Consider the following 17,062-nt stretch of genomic DNA (forward strand, 5'->3'; position numbering starts at 1 on the left):
AGGTTGGCATGGGCGGCCGGGTCGGTGGCCGCGCTGCTTTGATCATGTTGGCCGTTCTCGCCAGTGGTCGTGGCATTACTGCTGCTGACGGACGGATCGGTTTCGTCGGGTTCGGCGGGTTTTTCTGGCACTTTGTCCGGCGGTGGTGTGTCTTGTTCGCGTTTTTGCTCAAGCACTTGCTCGACCAGCGCTTTGTTCTGCGCGGCGACTTGCAGGTCGGGTTGCAGCTCCAGTGCTTGCTCATAGGCGTCAACTGCCGCTTCGAGTTCACCACTCATGGCCAATGCGTTACCGCGATTGTAGTGTGCGCTGGCACTGTTGACCTCGCCAAAGCGCTGAGCTGCCGCGCTGTAGTCGCCCGCCTGATACAGCGCCAGACCTTGCCACAAAGGGTCTTTGAAGTGTTCGACGGCTTGTAACGGTTTTTTCTGCTCCAGCAGGCGCTGGCCTTGTTGGTCGGGGCGCAACCACAGATCGGTCAGGCTGAAGGCATAGCTGGGTTGAGGCAGCATGAAGAGCAGCGGCAGGCAGAACAGCCAGCCACGACGACCCGCACACGCGGCCAGCAGTAGCAGTGGCAGCAATAGCCAGTAGCCTTGGTCAGACCAGGTGTCCAGGCGCAGCGTCTGGCCGTCGTCGCGTAAATGTTGCGGGCCATCGAGCAAACCCAGGCCGCGCAGGTCGTTGTCATCCAGCTTTGCTTGTCGGTAACTTCCCCCTACGTCTTCTGCAAAGGCGCGCAGGCTCGGGCTGTCGAGGCGCGGCAGGAGGATGGCGCCCTGGGCGTCTTTCAGAAACTCGCCGTTTTCTTCGACCACCGGCGAGCCTTCACGGGTGCCGACACCAAGTACCAACAGCGGCGGCGTGTGGCCGTCCAGTTCCTTGCGGATGCCAGCGCGCTCTTGTTCGCTGAGCGATGAAGTCACCAGCAAAAGTCGGCCTTCGCCCAGTGCACCTTGATCCAGCAGCTTGAGGGCTTTGTTGACGGCGAGGTCGGCGCGATTACCCGGTTGCGGCATGATCGATGGCTTGACCGCTTCGAGCAGGTTGCGGCTGGTGGCCATGTCATCGGACAGCGGCACCAGCGTATGGGCGCTACCGGCGTAGACGATGATTGCCGTTTGCGCATCACTGCGACTTTGTAGCAGGTCGTAGAGTTTGCGCCGTGCCTGTTCCAGGCGGTTGGGCTGGCTGTCGGTCGCGAGCATTTGCGGGGTTAGCTCAAGCATCACTACCAGCGGGTCGGCCGGTTTTTGCGCGGACTGTTCAACTCGTTCCCAGCTTGGTCCGAGCAAGGCAAACAGGGCCAGCAACCAGGCCAGGCCGAGGGCAATCCACGGCAGTTTGCTGTCGCGGCCATTACCGCCGCTGAGCAAGACGCGATGAAAGGCTTCGGGGAGGATCATCTGCCAGCGCCCGGCGCGTTTTTGCCGATGCCAGAGTTTCCAGAGCAGCCAGCACAGCAGCGGCAGAGCCAGCAGCCATTCGGGGCGAAACCAATGGGGCCAGAGCGCGCTCATCGGCGCCTCCGCAAGCGCAGGCGTTTGAGCCGCGAGCGCCAGTCAGGATTTTGAGGCAGAAAGTGTTCCTTGCTCAGTAAACGTTGCAGCGGATGGTTGGGCCATAGCTCGCGGATCACCAGCAGCACGCTGAGCAACAGTGCGCCAGCCAAAGGCCAGCTGTAAAGCGCCTGCGCCGGGCGTGCCTGAGTGGGCTGCTGGGCGACAGGTTCAAGTTGGTCGAGGGTGTCTTTGATGACGGACAGTTCGTTGCCGTCGCGGGCACGGAAGTAGCGGCCGCCGGTAATGCGGGCGATTTCTTCCATGGCCGGCTCGTCCAGGTCCACGCCCGGGTTAATGCTGAACAGACCCTTGGCGGTGTTTTCTTGCGGGTCGGACCCGACCCCGATCGGGTAGATTCTGACGCCTTCTTCAGCCGCCAGGCGGGCCGCGGTCAAGGGATCGATCTGGCCGCCGTTGTTGGCGCCGTCGGTGACCAGGATCAGCACGCGGCTCTGCGCCGGACGTTGGCGCAGGCGCTTGACGGCCAGACCTATAGCGTCGCCGATGGCCGTGTTTTTACCGGCAATGCCGATGCGCGCTTCGTCGAGCCAGGTGCGCACGGTGTGCCGATCAAAGGTCAATGGCGCTTGTAGATACGCCTGGCTGCCGAAAAGGATCAGGCCGACACGGTCGCCTTCACGGTGTTCAAGAAAGTCGCCCAGCAGCTTTTTCACCGAATCGAGGCGGGTGATGTCCTCGTTGTGCCAGTGCATGTCCGGGTAGTCCATGGAGCCCGAGACGTCCACGGCCACCAACAAATCGCGCCCGCTGGCGGCAATCGGTAGTGGTTCGCCCAGCCATTGCGGGCGGGCTGCGGCGGTCAGCAGCAACAACCACAGCAACACATACGGCATTTGCTGACGCAGCGAAGGCAGGGTGGGCCGCGCCTTGCGCCGGGCCAGTTCTTCGAGATCGCCCAAAAAACTGACTTTAAGTGCAGGTTCACCGCTGTCGGCAGCCGGCAGCACCAGGCGCATCACCCAGGGCAGTGGCAGTAAGGCGAATAGCCAGGGCCAGGCGAACTCAAACATGTTTGCGAATCCAGGTTTCAACCGCTTGATTGAGCCCGGCGATGGCCTTGTCATCGAGTTTGCACTCGGGCTTGTAGGCGCCTTCTACCAGCACCATCCAGCGGGTCAAACCGGCGGCCGGGCAGCGGTTGTCGAGAAACGCCAGCCACTTGCGACCATTGAGGGTATGGCTCTGGCTATACGGGTAGTGGCTGCGGCACAGGCGTTTGAGCAGGCCGTTGAGTTGCTGCAGCCAGGCACCGGCAGGCGCACCATCGTAAGGTTTGTTGAACCGCGCCAGCTCTTCCAGAGCCGCTACGCGTACCGGGTCAAGGGGCTGTTCGGTGGTGGCCAGTTGGCGTTTGGCAGGCAGATAACGGCGCAACCACCACAAACCCCAGCCCAGAGCCGGAATCAGGAGCAGCAGCAACCACCAGCCCGGCGCCGGTGGCCACAAGCCAATCGCCGGCGGGGTGATGAGCGGTTGCAGGTGTTCGAGTTCGTTCATGACGATTTGCCGGGGCGTTTGGCGTTCAGGAACTCACGCAGTTGTTCGATCATTTCGCTTTGCGTGCTGAGGGGCATCAGCAATACCCGCAGCTTTTGCGCGAGCAGCTCCCAACGGGCGATACGGGCTTCGGCCTGAGCACGGTAAGCCTGACGCAAATCATAGTTGAGCGTGTCCAGTTCCAGCTGTGCGCCGCGCTCGGCAAAGCGCAGCAGCCCGGCTGCTGGCAGGGCGTGGTCAAGAGGGTCAGACAACGGCAGCAGAATCAGGTCGCAATGGCGTGATAACAGGCTCAGTTGCTGTTCGGCGGCGTCGGTCAGTGCCCGCTCATCACAAATCACCACCACCAGACTGCCGGGGCGCAGCACCTCGCGGGCGCGGATCAAGGCCATGCCCAGTGCGTCACGGTCTGACTGGACTTCGGTGTGCAGCGACTGATTGACCCGCACCAGCCGGTTGAGCAATTGCAGCAGGCTTTGCTTGCTGCGCCGTGGCTTGATTTCGTAATGCTCGTGGTCGCCAAACACCAGGCCGCCCACCCGGTCGTTATGGCCCAGTGCGGCCCAGCCAATCAGACTCGCGGCTTGAGCAGCAAGCACCGACTTGAACATCAGCCCTGAACCGAAGAACAGCCGACGGCTTTGCTCGGCGAGGATGAAGATTGGCCGTTCGCGTTCCTCATGGAACATCTTGGTGTGCGGTTCCTGGGTGCGTGCGGTGACGCGCCAGTCAATGGTGCGGACATCGTCCCCGGCCTGATAAATCCGTACCTGATCGAAGTCGACCCCGCGCCCGCGCAGCTTGGAGTGGTGCAAGCCCACCAGCGGGCTGCGGTGGCCGGGGGTGGAGAACAGCTGCACCTCGCGCACGCGATGGCGCATCTCGATCAGTTCGGTGAGAGTCACACGAATGCCGGGCTCGGCGGGCAGGAGGGCGGTCATCGTCAGGCAACGGCAACAACGTCAAGGATGCGTTGCACCACGCGGTCCTGGTCAATGCCAGCCGCCTCGGCTTCGAAAGACAAAATAATACGGTGGCGCAGCACGTCGAACAGCACGGCCTGGATGTCTTCCGGGCTGACGAAGTCGCGACCGGCGAGCCAGGCGTGTGCACGGGCACAGCGATCAAGGGCAATCGAGCCACGGGGGCTGGCGCCGTAGGCAATCCACTCGGCCATTTCCGGGTCGAATTTGCCGGGCGTACGGGTCGCCATGACCAATTGCACCAGGTATTCCTCTACCGCATCGGCCATGTACAGCCCGAGGATTTCCTTGCGGGCGGCAAAAATGGCCTGTTGGCTGACCCGGCGTTCAGGCTTGGTTTCACCGTTGAGGGCTTCGCCACGGGCCTGTTGCAGGATACGGCGCTCTACGGCTGCGTCGGGGAAGCCAATTTTCACGTGCATCAGAAAACGGTCGAGCTGGGCTTCTGGCAGCGGGTAGGTGCCTTCTTGCTCGATGGGGTTTTGCGTGGCCATGACCAGAAACAGCGGTGACAGCTCGTAAGTGCTGCGCCCGACGCTGACCTGGCGCTCGGCCATCGCCTCAAGCAGAGCCGACTGCACTTTTGCCGGAGCCCGGTTGATTTCGTCGGCCAGCACCAGATTGTGGAAGATCGGGCCCTGCTGGAAGACAAAGCTGCCAGTTTCGGGGCGATAGATTTCAGTGCCGGTGATGTCGGCAGGCAACAGGTCGGGGGTGAACTGAATGCGATGGAACTGCGCTTCGATACCTTCCGCCAGCTCTTTGATGGCTTTGGTCTTGGCGAGGCCGGGCGCGCCTTCGACCAGCATATGGCCGTCAGCCAGCAGCGCGATCAACAAGCGGTCAATGAGTTTTTCTTGACCGAGAATCTGCGTTGAAAGAAAGGTTCGCAGCGCCAGTAGCGCTTCACGATGTTCCATCGATGACTGTTCCTGAAAAGGACTGCAACGCCGTATAAATTACGCCGTTGCCGGGGGCGTTACTTTAATCCATTGCGAGGGTTTCGGACTAATCGCAGACGGGCTTTTTGTGCAAAAAAACCAAATCAGACAGGTTGTTGAGAATAGTGTTCATTTGGGTGGCGTCTACCGGGTGTCAGTAGTCGCAATTTGGCTCTTGTAGCCGCTGACGAACCTGCGAGGCTGCGTCCGGCGACTAAGGCGTCGTTAGGTCAGCGAGCGCGGTGGGTCAGATAGATGGAGTGCTCTGTATTTACTATCGCTACGGGATTTTTTGCGTTTTGTGAGCCTGTAGCAGCTGACGAGCTTGCGAGGCTGCGTCCGGCGACGAAGTCGTCGTTAAACCAGCGAACGTGGTGTGTCAGATAGGCGCAGTGCTCTGTGTTTACGATCGCTATGCAATCGGACGTAGCCTCGCAGGCTCGGCAACTGCTACGGGAAAATGCTCTGCCAGCAGTGCAGCAAAAGCGTCGCGTGCGGCATGCGAGGCGGTTTCGCTGTGCCAGAAAAACAGGTTGGGCATGGGCGCAAGTTCAGGGAAGCGGTAAGTGACCAGTTGCGCGCAGGCGCCAAACTGCTGAAGCATGCCTTCAGGTATCAGCGCCAAGCCTGCGCCAGCACTGACACAACCAATGATGCTGCCCCAATTGGCGTAGTCGATTTTGCTGACTTCCAGCCCGTGTTCCGCCACCCAGTTTTCCAGCGCCGCACGGTAAGGGCAGCCGGGCGGCCACATAAACACGGTATGCCGGTGCACGTCAGCCAGTTGCGCAAGCGGCACCAGTTTAGGGCTCGCAATCAACACTAGATGTTCGTTGTAAAGCATTGTTTTAGATAGTTTTGTTTGAGTGATTGAGCCGGCAACCATGGCCCCGTCGAGTCGGTGATGTTTAACGTCATCGAGCAGTTGTTTTGATTTGCCGGTGACCAACTCAAGTGTGACCTGCGGGTAGCGCTGATGGTAATCGGCGAGCAAGGGCGGCAGTCGGCCAGTTGCACAGGACTCAATTGCGCCAATGCGCAGCTTGCCGGCGGGCACGGCCTGGGGCGCAACCGCGCGTTTGGCCTGATCGACCAGCGCCAGAATCTGCTCGCTATAGCCCAAAAAAACCTGCCCGGCTGCGCTGATGCGCAAGCCGCGACCGGCGCGGGTGAACAGTGCGGTGCCCAGTTCGCTTTCCAGTTGCTTGATGCGAGTGGTGATGTTCGACGGTACGCAATGCAACTGTTCGGCGGCCAGCGCAATGCTGCCGCACTCTGCCACGGCCTTGACCATGCGCAACTGGCTGAGCTCCATTGTTCACTCCTGATGAATTCTGGGCTCTTTATATCTCACTTGTGGCCCCACGTGAGCGCGATAAACACTGAACACCACTTCAATGGGTTCAGGATCACTAACGTGTCGTTACCTTTCAAACTTGCCGCGGCCATGGCGGCTGTCGTGTTGTGTTGGGCCTATTCACCGATCGGCATCCATATCGGGCTGGAAAGCTACTCGCCGGGGCATCTGGCTTTGCTGCGGTTTTTAATTGCATCGCTGTTTATGGCGTTGATTGCGCTGTTTATCGGCATTGGCGTGCCTCGGCTGCGGGATGCGCCCTGGTTGATGCTGTTGGGGTTGTTCGCCGTGGCGTTGCACCACATGGCGTTGAACATGGGTCAGCGTTGGGTCAGCCCCGGTGCATCCAGTGTGCTGGCGCAAACCGCGCCGTTGTTCAGCACATTTATTGCGGCGGCGTGCCTCAAGGAGCGCGTCAGCGGCTGGCGTTGGTTGTGGGTCGCGGTTGGCTTGCTCGGGGTCGTGGTAGTGATCTGGGGCGATAAAGGCGTGGGTGAGTTCCACCCGCAGGGCCTGGTGCTGTTACTGGCGGCGTTGTCCTGGAGCATCTATTTCGTGCTGCAAAAGCACATTTCTACTCGCTACAGCCCGTTAACCATTGTGTGTTACATGGTCTGGGGCGGCACGCTGCTGCTCTGCGTGTACTGGCCAGGGCTGACGGACGAGGTGCTCAAGGCGCCGGTCCGTGTGAATGTGGCGGTGTTGATCCTTGGCTTGTTTCCCAGTGCGTTGGCGTACCTGTTATGGGGCTTTGTACTGAATCACACCCAAGTCAGCCGTTCGGTCAGTGTGATGTATCTGATCCCGCCCGTCGCCATGGCGTTGGCGGCGGGTGTGTTGGGCAGTGAAGTTTCAGCCGGAGTGATTGCGGGGGCGGCTATTGTGCTGGGGAGCGTGATTGCGATGAGCCGCGAACCTCAGTCCAGACGATAAAAATTCCGGGCATTTTGCCACAGTACTTTTTGTGCCCCGGTTTCACCCAAAGTATTAACTACAATGTCTATATCATTGTTTTCAAAGGTTCTTGGTGCGCGGGTTGACGGTAAATCAGTGCCGAATATCAAGGCGCTCGGGTTGGCCGCGTGAATGTCTTTAAGTACCTGCGGTACGTCGAAGTCAACCCGGCCAAAACCACAGGCCTTGATGCGTACCCCGTGCTCGGCAAGGCGCAGCAAAGCCGGCAAACCTTCGTGGCTCAGCCCCAGATGGTCGATGCTCAGCGCTGGCAATCGCAGCAAACGTTCGTACAACGGCGCCAGTTCCCGAGAGTCGATGTACAGCTCTGAATGCCAGCCCACGCAGTCGTAGACGCGCTTGGCCAGTGATTCGAGTTGGTCGAGCTGCTCTGAGCCGCCGCGCTTGAGGTTGAAGCGCAGGGCACGAACGCCGTGCTGGTTCAACGCTTCAAGCTCGGCGTCAGTGACGCTGGCGGGCAGTTGGGTGACGCCGACAAAGCCTGCGCCCAAGCGTTTGAGTGCGGCGATCAGGTAGGTTTGATCAAAGCCCTGAAACGAGCCTGAAACCACCGCGCCCCCGACGACGCCCAGATCGCGGGTACGCGCGAGGTAATCATCAACGCTGAAAAAGTCTGGCACGTAGCCGTTATTGGGAATCAGCGGATAAGCCTTGTCGATGATGTGGCAGTGGGCATCGAAGAGTTGGCGCATGGCGGTCATACCTGTCGGTGTGCGGGTTCGGGCTGTAGCGGGTCAGTTTAATTCGCTGATGTAGGTACCGGTGCCGTCGAGAATGTTTTTCAGGGTTTGCTCGATCTCGGCCAGTTCATCGGCATCGGTGCTATGGAGGATCTCCAGATGGTCGCTGCCGTTCAGCACGTCGGCATCGTCGGGCGCCACTTCGATCAGCAGGCGAGTCGGGCTGAGTGTGACCTTTACGCCGTCGAGGCTGGAGGGCTCATCATCCAGGGTGATTTCCAGCTCGTCCTCGTCCGGATAGCGTGACATCAGAAACATTTCGCCCTTGTCGTTGTGGCAGCACAGCATGGCCATGTTGTCTTCTTCGTCGTCACACGGGTTGGCCATGAGCAGGGCGGTGGTCATTTGCATGGTGGGGAATTCCTGGCGCTGAGCGCATCTAATCACTGATCAAGCGGCGATTTTGCCAGCCCTCGCGTTTTTATGCTGGCTCAATCTGGGTAGGTGGCTGATGGCCTGTTATTTCGTGTCAGATATTTCTGATACTGCCGACAGAAATTAAGGCTTTTTTATGAAGTTATATGAGTGTCCACTGCTAGGGTTGTTCCTGTCCGGGTCACAAGATTGCCGCCCCATGACCGAATATGTCGCCGCACCGCAAGCAGGCCGGGCGATGCAGTCGTTAAGCTGCGTTGTTGATGGTTATCGCTAAACATGCAGCCTGTGGACCTGGCAGTCGTTTTTACCGATAAGCATCCCGGAATAATGTTGTGACCTCAGGGTTTCAGCCAGCTTCACCTCCCTGTCACGCTGTGTTCTTGAAGGTTGAGCACAGTAGTGACAGCTCCCCCAAGCGGGAATAGCACGCGACGCTTCTCTCAATAACAAGCCCAAGCGGAGTACCACAGATGGCGTTCTTCACCGCAGCCAGCAAAGCCGACTTCCAGCATCAACTGCAATCTGCACTGGCCCAGCACGTCAGTGAGCAGGCTCTGCCACAAGTAGCCCTGTTTGCTGAGCAATTCTTCGGCATCATTTCACTGGACGAACTCACCCAACGGCGCATGTCCGATCTCGCCGGCTGCACCCTGTCGGCCTGGCGGTTGCTGGAGCGCTTTGACCCGGACCAGCCGCAAGTGCGGGTGTTCAACCCCGATTACGAGCGTCATGGCTGGCAATCAACCCACACCGCGGTTGAAGTGTTGCATCACGATTTGCCGTTTCTGGTGGACTCGGTGCGTACCGAGCTGAACCGCCGTGGTTACAGCATCCACACCCTGCAAACCACCGTATTGAGCGTGCGTCGTGGCAGCAAGGGCGAGCTGCTGGAAATTCTGCCCAAAGGCACTACCGGTGAAGGCATCGCGCAAGAGTCGTTGATGTACCTGGAGATTGACCGCTGCTCGAACGCCGCTGAATTGAATGTACTGAGCAAGGAGCTGGAGCAGGTTCTGGGTGAAGTGCGCATTGCCGTGGCTGACTTTGAGCCGATGAAGGCAAAGGTCAGGGAGCTGCTGGCCAGTGTCGATAACTGCCCATATGCCGTGGATGCAGGTGAAAAAGCCGAGATCAAGAGCTTTTTGGAGTGGTTGCTGGGCAACCACTTCACCTTCCTGGGCTATGAAGAGTTTGTGGTACGTGACGAGGCAGACGGCGGTCATATCGAATATGACCCGCAGTCGTTCCTCGGCCTGACCAAGCTGCTGCGCGTCGGCTTGACCGCTGAAGACCTGCGTATCGAAGATTATGCGGTGAGCTACTTGCGTGAGCCGACCCTGCTGTCGTTCACCAAGGCTGCCCACCCGAGCCGCGTGCACCGCCCGGCATACCCGGATTACGTGTCGATCCGCCAGATCGACGCAGATGGCAAAGTGATCAAGGAATGCCGCTTTATGGGCTTGTACACCTCGTCGGTGTATGGCGAAAGCGTGCGAGTGATTCCTTATATCCGTCGCAAAGTGGACGAGATCGAGCGCCGTTCTGGCTTCCAGGCCAAAGCTCACTTGGGCAAAGAGCTGGCGCAGGTGCTGGAAGTCCTGCCCCGTGATGACTTGTTCCAGACCCCGGTGGATGAGCTGTTCAGCACCGTGATGTCGATTGTGCAAATCCAGGAGCGCAACAAGATCCGCGTGTTCCTGCGCAAAGACCCGTATGGGCGTTTCTGCTACTGCCTGGCCTACGTGCCGCGTGACGTGTACTCCACCGAAGTGCGACAGAAGATTCAGCAAGTGCTGATGGACCGTCTGCAAGCGTCGGACTGCGAGTTTTGGACCTTCTTCTCGGAGTCCGTGCTGGCGCGGGTTCAGTTGATTCTGCGGGTTGACCCGAAAAACCGCATCGACATTGACCCGCTGTTGCTGGAAAAAGAAGTAGTTCAGGCGTGCCGCAGCTGGAACGACGACTACGCCAGCCTGGTGGTTGAAAGCTTCGGTGAAGCCAATGGCACCAAGGTGCTGGCAGACTTCCCGAAAGGCTTCCCGGCAGGTTACCGCGAGCGCTTTGCCGCGCACTCGGCGGTGGTGGACATGCAGCACTTGTCCAACCTCAGCGAAAAGAAACCGCTGGTGATGAGTTTCTACCAGCCGCTGGGCCAAAGTGCCGGGCAGGAACTGCATTGCAAGCTGTACCACGCCGATACGCCGTTGGCGTTGTCTGACGTATTGCCGATTCTGGAAAACCTTGGCTTGCGCGTATTGGGCGAGTTCCCGTACCGCCTGCGTCACGCCAATGGCCGTGAGTTCTGGATCCATGACTTTGCCTTTACCGCTGGCGAAGGCTTGAACCTGGATATCCAGCAGCTCAACGACACACTGCAGGATGCCTTCGTGCATATCGTCCAGGGCGATGCCGAGAACGATGCGTTCAACCGCCTGGTGCTGACGGCCGGTTTGCCGTGGCGTGATGTGGCGTTGCTGCGGGCTTATGCGCGTTACTTGAAGCAGATCCGCCTGGGCTTCGATCTGGGCTACATCGCCAGCACCCTGAACAACCACACCGACATCGCCCGCGAATTGACCCGGTTGTTCAAGACCCGCTTCTATCTGGCGCGCAAGCTGACCGCCGAAGACCTGGAAGACAAGCAACAGCGTCTGGAGCAGGCGATTCTGACCGCACTGGACGACGTTCAGGTGCTCAACGAAGACCGCATCCTGCGACGTTATCTGGACCTGATCAAAGCCACCCTGCGAACTAACTTCTACCAGCCGGATGCCAACGGCCAGAACCGTTCGTATTTCAGCTTCAAGTTCAATCCGCACCTGATTCCAGAGCTGCCCAAGCCGGTGCCGAAGTTTGAAATTTTTGTCTATTCGCCTCGAGTTGAAGGCGTTCACTTGCGTTTCGGCAACGTTGCCCGTGGTGGCTTGCGCTGGTCGGACCGTGAAGAAGACTTCCGTACTGAAGTGCTGGGCCTGGTAAAAGCCCAACAAGTGAAGAACTCGGTGATCGTGCCGGTAGGGGCCAAGGGCGGTTTTGTTCCGCGTCGCCTGCCACTGGGCGGTAGCCGTGATGAAGTACAGGCTGAAGCCATCGCTTGCTACCGCATCTTCATTTCCGGCCTGCTGGACATCACTGACAACCTTAAGGATGGCGCGCTGGTGCCGCCGTTGAACGTGGTGCGTCATGACGACGATGACCCGTACCTGGTGGTCGCGGCGGACAAAGGCACGGCTACTTTCTCGGACATTGCCAATGGCATTGCCATTGACTACGGCTTCTGGCTGGGTGACGCCTTCGCATCGGGCGGTTCGGCCGGTTATGACCACAAGAAAATGGGCATTACCGCCCGTGGTGCCTGGGTGGGCGTGCAGCGTCACTTCAGAGAACGCGGGATCAACGTCCAGCAAGACAGCATCAGCGTGGTGGGCGTCGGCGACATGGCCGGTGACGTGTTCGGCAATGGCTTGTTGATGTCTGACAAATTGCAGCTGGTTGCGGCCTTTAACCACCTGCACATCTTTATCGACCCAAATCCTGAGCCGGCCAACAGCTTTGCCGAGCGTCAGCGCTTGTTCGACCTGCCGCGTTCAGCCTGGTCAGACTACGACACCAGCATCATGTCAGCGGGCGGCGGGATCTTCTCCCGTAGCGCGAAAAGCATCGCCATCTCACCGCAGATGAAAGAGCGCTTTGCGATCACTGCCGACAAACTGACCCCGACCGAGCTGCTCAATGCCTTGCTCAAGGCCCCGGTAGACCTGTTGTGGAACGGCGGTATCGGTACTTACGTCAAGGCCAGCACGGAAAGCCATGCCGATGTGGGTGACAAGGCCAACGATGCGCTGCGCGTCAATGGCAACGAGTTGCGCTGCAAGGTGGTGGGCGAGGGCGGTAACCTCGGTATGACCCAACTGGGCCGTGTGGAGTTTGGCCTGAACGGCGGCGGCTCGAACACAGACTTTATCGACAATGCCGGCGGCGTGGACTGCTCTGACCACGAAGTGAATATCAAGATCCTGCTCAATGAAGTGGTGCAGGCAGGCGATATGACCGAGAAACAGCGCAACCAACTGCTCGGCAGCATGACTGACGAAGTGAGCGCGCTGGTATTGGGCAACAACTATAAGCAGACGCAGGCCATTTCTCTGGCAGCGCGTCGTGCCTATGAGCGCATTGCTGAATACAAACGCCTGATGAACGACCTGGAATCCCGTGGCAAGCTGGACCGCGCCATTGAGTTCCTGCCGTCTGAAGAGCAGCTCAACGAGCGCGTGGCTGCAGGTCATGGGCTGACGCGCCCTGAACTGTCGGTCTTGATCTCGTACAGCAAGATCGACCTCAAGGAAGCGTTGCTTAACTCCCAGGTGCCGGATGACGACTACCTGACCCGCGACATGGAAACGGCCTTCCCGCCGATGCTGGTCAACAAGTTTGCCGCAGCCATGCGCCGTCACCGCTTGAAGCGCGAGATTGTCAGCACGCAGATCGCCAACGACCTGGTCAACCACATGGGCATCACCTTTGTGGAGCGCCTGAAAGAGTCGACCGGCATGAGCGCGGCCAATGTGGCCGGGGCTTATGTCATCGTGCGTGACATTTTCCACCTCCCGCACTGGTTCCGTCAGATCGAAGCGCTGGACTATCAAGTGCCGGCCGAAATTCAGCTGGCATTGATGGACGAACTGATGCGCCTGGGCCGTCGTGCCACCCGCTGGTTCTTGCGCAGCCGCCGTAACGAGCTGGACGCAGCGCGCGATGTTGCGCACTTCGGTCCGCATCTGGCCGCGTTGGGCCTCAAGCTCAACGAACTGCTGGAAGGCCCGACCCGTGAAGGCTGGGAGACCCGTTATCAGGCCTACGTTGATGCGGGCGTGCCGGAGTTGCTGTCGCGCATGGTGGCAGGCACCACGCACCTGTACACCTTGCTGCCAATCATCGAGGCGTCTGACGTCACCGGCCAGAATGCCGCGGATGTGGCCAAGGCGTATTTTGCCGTGGGCAGCGCACTGGACCTGACCTGGTACTTGCAGCAGATCAGCAACTTGCCGGTGGAGAACAACTGGCAAGCGCTGGCCCGCGAGGCCTTCCGTGATGACATCGACTGGCAGCAGCGCGCAATCACCGTGTCGGTGTTGCAGATGGCTGATGCCCCGGTTGAAATCGAAGCACGTGTAGCTTTGTGGCTTGAGCAGAACCAGTCGATGGTTGAGCGCTGGCGTTCGATGCTGGTCGACCTGCGTGCGGCTACCGGCAACGATTACGCGATGTATGCCGTGGCCAACCGTGAACTGCTGGATCTGGCATTGAGCGGTCAAACAGGGCTCTGACAGCCTGAGCAGTAAAACAAAGCCCCGGCTCAGTAGAACTGAGCCGGGGCTTTTTTGTTTCTGGTAGCTGAGCGAGCGTTAGATGCCCATGCTGCCCAAGGTCTGCACGATATTGCGCAGAGTGACCGCCAGCGATGGATGTTCAACTTCAAAACGCTCAACGGCGAGATTGACGTTGTCAGCCAGGCTGCTGTCGTTAGTGGCTTTTTCCAGAGCAATCTCGGCTTCAATCTGCTTGGCCAGATCGTTTAGATGCTCGCGTTGTTCTTCATTGAGCGGCGGATTCTGGTCCAGTTGCTCGCGCAAGGTATTGAGTTGTTCTTGCAGTTCGCGGGCAGGCATAGCATTCATCCTTTATTGATAGGCACTGTTGTAGACCTTCGAGGAGCGCAAAAGATCAACAAGCGGGCGTCTAGATTAATCCAGTCGCGCTTAGAGTGCATGATCTCTATCAAATCGGCCAGCATCACTCCAACTCTGCTTAGGGGGCTGTCAAAAATGCAATTGCCGTTATACTCATCGCCTGACCCCAGGGCGTAGCGCCCAAGTGATACGTATTCTCAAGGAGTTTTGCTATGCGCTGGACCAAGCGTCTTGCTCAAATTGGCCTGTGTGCCACTGTGTCAATGGCACCGTTTGCTGCCAATGCGGCCACCGAGGCTGACCCGTGGGAAGGTTTCAACCGTGCCATATTCACGTTTAACGACACGCTTGATACCTATGCCTTGAAGCCGATTGCTCAGGGTTACCAGTTCATCACGCCGCAGTTTCTGCAAGACGGCATTCACAACATGTACCGAAACATCGGCGATGTGCGCAACCTGGCCAACGACGTGTTGCAAGGCAAGCCTCACGCCGCAGCTGTCGACACCTCGCGTATGTTGATGAACACCATCTTCGGTATTGGTGGCTTCTTTGATGTGGGCACCAAAATGGGCCTGCAACGCAACGACGAAGACTTCGGCCAGACGCTGGGCCGTTGGGGCCTGCCAAGCGGTCCTTATCTGGTCTTGCCGCTGCTGGGCCCAAGCACCGTGCGTGACGCAGCCGGTATCTACCCGGACTCCTTCACCAAGCCATACCGCTACATGAACGATATTCCGGCGCGCAACATGGCGATCGGCATGGATGTGATCGATGCGCGTGCCAGCCTGTTGTCGGCAGAAAAACTGATCACCGGCGACAAGTACGTCTTTATTCGTAACGCGTACCTGCAAAACCGTGAGTTCAGAATCAAAGACGGCGAGGTTGAAGACGACTTTTAAGTCATTCACCCTGCCCACAAAAAACGGCCTTTATGGCCGTTTTTTGCATGCAAGTTCATGAAAAAAATGCATCTTTAAGGGCGTTTAAACCAAGGTTTTAGTTGCTGTTTACGATGTTCTTATAACCCGAGGGAATTTAACCGGGTGAACACGTCAAGCCGCTATCGGCCTGAGCTTGAAACCCCCCGCAGATGGGAGTACCGTCTGCGCCTTACACGAGCACCTTTGCAGGAATGATTAAAACAATCGTTCTGACGAGGGATGTTCAAAAGCCTATTCAGTCGTTGGGCCCGATGTGTTCGAGCCCTGACGCAAACCTAATTCTGGCGCCGTTTGCCCACATGCAAAAAACCAGTGCCACGCTGCTGATCATTGATGACGACGAAGTAGTCCGTGCCAGTTTGGCAGCCTATTTGGAAGACAGCGGCTTCAGCGTCCTGCAGGCCAGTAATGGCGTGCAAGGTCTCAAGGTGTTCGAGCAAGAGCAACCGGACTTAGTGATCTGCGATCTGCGCATGCCGCAAATGAGCGGCCTGGAGTTGATTCGCCAGGTCGCCCAGCGCTCGGCACAGACCCCGGTGATCGTGATTTCGGGCGCCGGTGTGATGAGCGATGTGGTCGAAGCTCTGCGTCTGGGTGCCGCCGACTACCTGATCAAACCGCTTGAAGACTTGGCGGTGCTGGAGCACTCCGTGCATCGAGCGCTGGACCGCGCCCGGTTATTGCACGAGAACCAGCGCTACCGCGAGAAGCTGGAATCTGCCAACCGCGAGCTTGAAGCCAGCCTGCACTTGCTGCAGGAAGACCAGAACGCCGGGCGGCAGGTGCAGATGAACATGCTGCCTACCAGCCCTTGGTCGCTCGACGGATTCGACTTCGCGCACCAGATTATTCCGTCGTTGTATTTGTCGGGCGATTTCGTCGACTATTTCAAGGTCGATGAGCGTCGGGTAGCGTTTTACCTGGCGGATGTTTCTGGCCATGGCGCGTCTTCAGCGTTCGTGACCGTGTTGCTCAAGTTCATGACCACGCGTCTGCTATTTGAATCCAAGCGCAATGGCACTTTGCCTGAGTTCAAACCGTCTGAAGTGCTCGCGCACATCAACCGTGGCTTGATCAACTGCAAGCTGGGCAAGCATGTGACTATGGTCGGCGGTGTGATTGACCAAGAGACCGGCCTGCTGACCTACAGCATCGGTGGGCACCTGCCATTACCGGTGCTTTATACCCCGGACAGCGTGACGTATCTGGAAGGGCGAGGGTTGCCGGTCGGCCTGTTCAACGAGGCCACTTACGAAGATCAGGTGCTGAAATTGCCTGAGACATTCAGCCTGACGTTGATGTCTGACGGAATTTTGGACCTTTTGGCCGAGCCTACACTCAAAGAGAAAGAAGCTGCTCTACCTCAATTGGTAAAAGCAGCGGGTGGCAGCCTGGATGGTCTGCGCCAGGTTTTTGGATTAGCTACGCTAGGGGAGATGCCGGATGATATCGCCCTGATGGTGTTAAGCAGGAATCTTACATGAGTACCGGTAGAATTCAGTTCGCCGAACAGGACGGCACCTTCGTCCTGAAGTTTGTCGGTGAAGTGCGTCTGACACTGTGTTCAGCACTGGATGCGACAATCGAAAGGATCTTCACGGCGCGCAACTTTACGGCCATCGTGATTGACCTGACAGAGACTCGCAGTATCGACAGCACCACATTGGGCTTGCTGGCGAAACTGTCGATTTTGTCGCGCCAAAAAATAGGCCTGTTGCCGACGGTCGTGACCACCCACGAAGACATCACCCGATTGTTGCAGTCGATGGGCTTCGATCAGGTCTTCAACATCATCAACAGACCAATACCTTGCCCTGAGTGCCTCACAGACTTGCCGTCGCAAGACGAGACTGAAGACGTGGTGCGGGTCAAGGTGCTTGAAGCGCACAAAATCCTGATGGGCCTCAATGATTCCAACCGTGAAGCCTTTCATGACCTGGTGAACGCGCTCGAGCGCCATTGAGTCATAGATGA

The 17,062-nt window shown here is 58.4% G+C and carries 14 protein-coding genes; 5 read left to right on the forward strand and 9 right to left on the reverse strand.

Annotated features, from left to right (window positions below; translation table 11 throughout):
* The 6 genes from GHO41_RS20255 to GHO41_RS20280 all read right to left on the reverse strand — a co-directional run.
* Window positions 1-1,520: tetratricopeptide repeat protein (locus GHO41_RS20255; RefSeq protein ID WP_153434476.1), on the reverse strand; the 1,520-nt coding region annotated here is incomplete at its 3' end.
* Window positions 1,517-2,593, reverse strand: coding sequence for a VWA domain-containing protein (locus GHO41_RS20260; RefSeq protein WP_153434477.1), 1,077 nt, complete (start codon window positions 2,591-2,593; stop codon window positions 1,517-1,519). The genes GHO41_RS20255 and GHO41_RS20260, both read right to left, overlap by 4 nt.
* Window positions 2,586-3,080, reverse strand: a complete 495-nt coding sequence (locus GHO41_RS20265) for a DUF4381 domain-containing protein (protein ID WP_153434478.1) — start codon at window positions 3,078-3,080, stop codon at window positions 2,586-2,588. Before GHO41_RS20265 ends, GHO41_RS20260 begins: the two co-directional genes overlap by 8 nt.
* Complete coding sequence (locus GHO41_RS20270) at window positions 3,077-4,021, reverse strand: DUF58 domain-containing protein (RefSeq protein WP_048370278.1); 945 nt, start codon at window positions 4,019-4,021, stop codon at window positions 3,077-3,079. The genes GHO41_RS20265 and GHO41_RS20270 overlap by 4 nt, the downstream gene beginning before the upstream one ends.
* A 2-nt stretch (window positions 4,022-4,023) precedes the next feature.
* On the reverse strand, window positions 4,024-4,983 hold the full coding sequence (locus GHO41_RS20275; RefSeq protein ID WP_016780594.1) for a MoxR family ATPase: 960 nt from the start codon (window positions 4,981-4,983) through the stop codon (window positions 4,024-4,026).
* Window positions 4,984-5,416: 433 nt separating this feature from the next.
* Entirely contained in the window at window positions 5,417-6,319 is a 903-nt protein-coding gene (locus GHO41_RS20280; RefSeq protein ID WP_153434479.1) for a LysR family transcriptional regulator, read from the reverse strand.
* 132 nt (window positions 6,320-6,451) lie between these two features.
* Here GHO41_RS20280 and GHO41_RS20285 point away from each other — a divergent pair, with 132 nt between their 5' ends.
* Window positions 6,452-7,294 carry a DMT family transporter gene (locus tag GHO41_RS20285; protein WP_153434492.1) on the forward strand — a complete coding sequence of 281 codons (843 nt, stop codon included), beginning with the start codon at window positions 6,452-6,454 and terminating at the stop codon, window positions 7,292-7,294.
* On the opposite strand, the gene GHO41_RS20290 is transcribed toward GHO41_RS20285, so the two are convergent.
* Window positions 7,279-8,028 (reverse strand): amidohydrolase family protein, encoded by a 750-nt coding sequence (locus GHO41_RS20290; RefSeq protein WP_153434480.1) that lies wholly within the window; start codon window positions 8,026-8,028, stop codon window positions 7,279-7,281. The two genes, GHO41_RS20285 and GHO41_RS20290, sit on opposite strands and share 16 nt — an antisense overlap.
* Window positions 8,029-8,070: 42 nt before the next feature.
* Entirely contained in the window at window positions 8,071-8,427 is a 357-nt protein-coding gene (locus GHO41_RS20295; protein WP_153327959.1) for a hypothetical protein, read from the reverse strand.
* 497 nt (window positions 8,428-8,924) lie between these two features.
* Here GHO41_RS20295 and GHO41_RS20300 point away from each other — a divergent pair, with 497 nt between their 5' ends.
* Entirely contained in the window at window positions 8,925-13,781 is a 4,857-nt protein-coding gene (locus tag GHO41_RS20300) for an NAD-glutamate dehydrogenase (protein WP_153434481.1), read from the forward strand.
* Window positions 13,782-13,859: 78 nt separating this feature from the next.
* Here GHO41_RS20300 and GHO41_RS20305 read toward each other — a convergent pair whose 3' ends face one another.
* Window positions 13,860-14,123, reverse strand: a complete 264-nt coding sequence (locus tag GHO41_RS20305) for a DUF4404 family protein (protein WP_048370290.1) — start codon at window positions 14,121-14,123, stop codon at window positions 13,860-13,862.
* Between the two features lie 233 nt (window positions 14,124-14,356).
* On the opposite strand from GHO41_RS20305, the gene GHO41_RS20310 reads away from it, so the two are divergent.
* The 3 genes from GHO41_RS20310 to rssC all read left to right on the forward strand — a co-directional run bounded on the left by GHO41_RS20310 (window position 14,357) and on the right by rssC (window position 17,051).
* Window positions 14,357-15,046, forward strand: coding sequence for a VacJ family lipoprotein (locus tag GHO41_RS20310; protein ID WP_048370292.1), 690 nt, complete (start codon window positions 14,357-14,359; stop codon window positions 15,044-15,046).
* Window positions 15,047-15,387: 341 nt separating this feature from the next.
* On the forward strand, window positions 15,388-16,572 hold the full coding sequence (gene rssB / locus GHO41_RS20315) for a two-component system response regulator RssB (RefSeq protein WP_048370293.1): 1,185 nt from the start codon (window positions 15,388-15,390) through the stop codon (window positions 16,570-16,572).
* Window positions 16,569-17,051, forward strand: coding sequence for an anti-sigma factor antagonist RssC (rssC, locus tag GHO41_RS20320; protein ID WP_048370295.1), 483 nt, complete (start codon window positions 16,569-16,571; stop codon window positions 17,049-17,051). Before rssB ends, rssC begins: the two co-directional genes overlap by 4 nt.
* Window positions 17,052-17,062: the final 11 nt, after the last annotated feature.

It is taken from the genome of Pseudomonas sp. FSL R10-0399 (assembly GCF_009600165.1).
GTDB classification, from domain to species: Bacteria; Pseudomonadota; Gammaproteobacteria; order Pseudomonadales; family Pseudomonadaceae; genus Aquipseudomonas; species Aquipseudomonas helleri.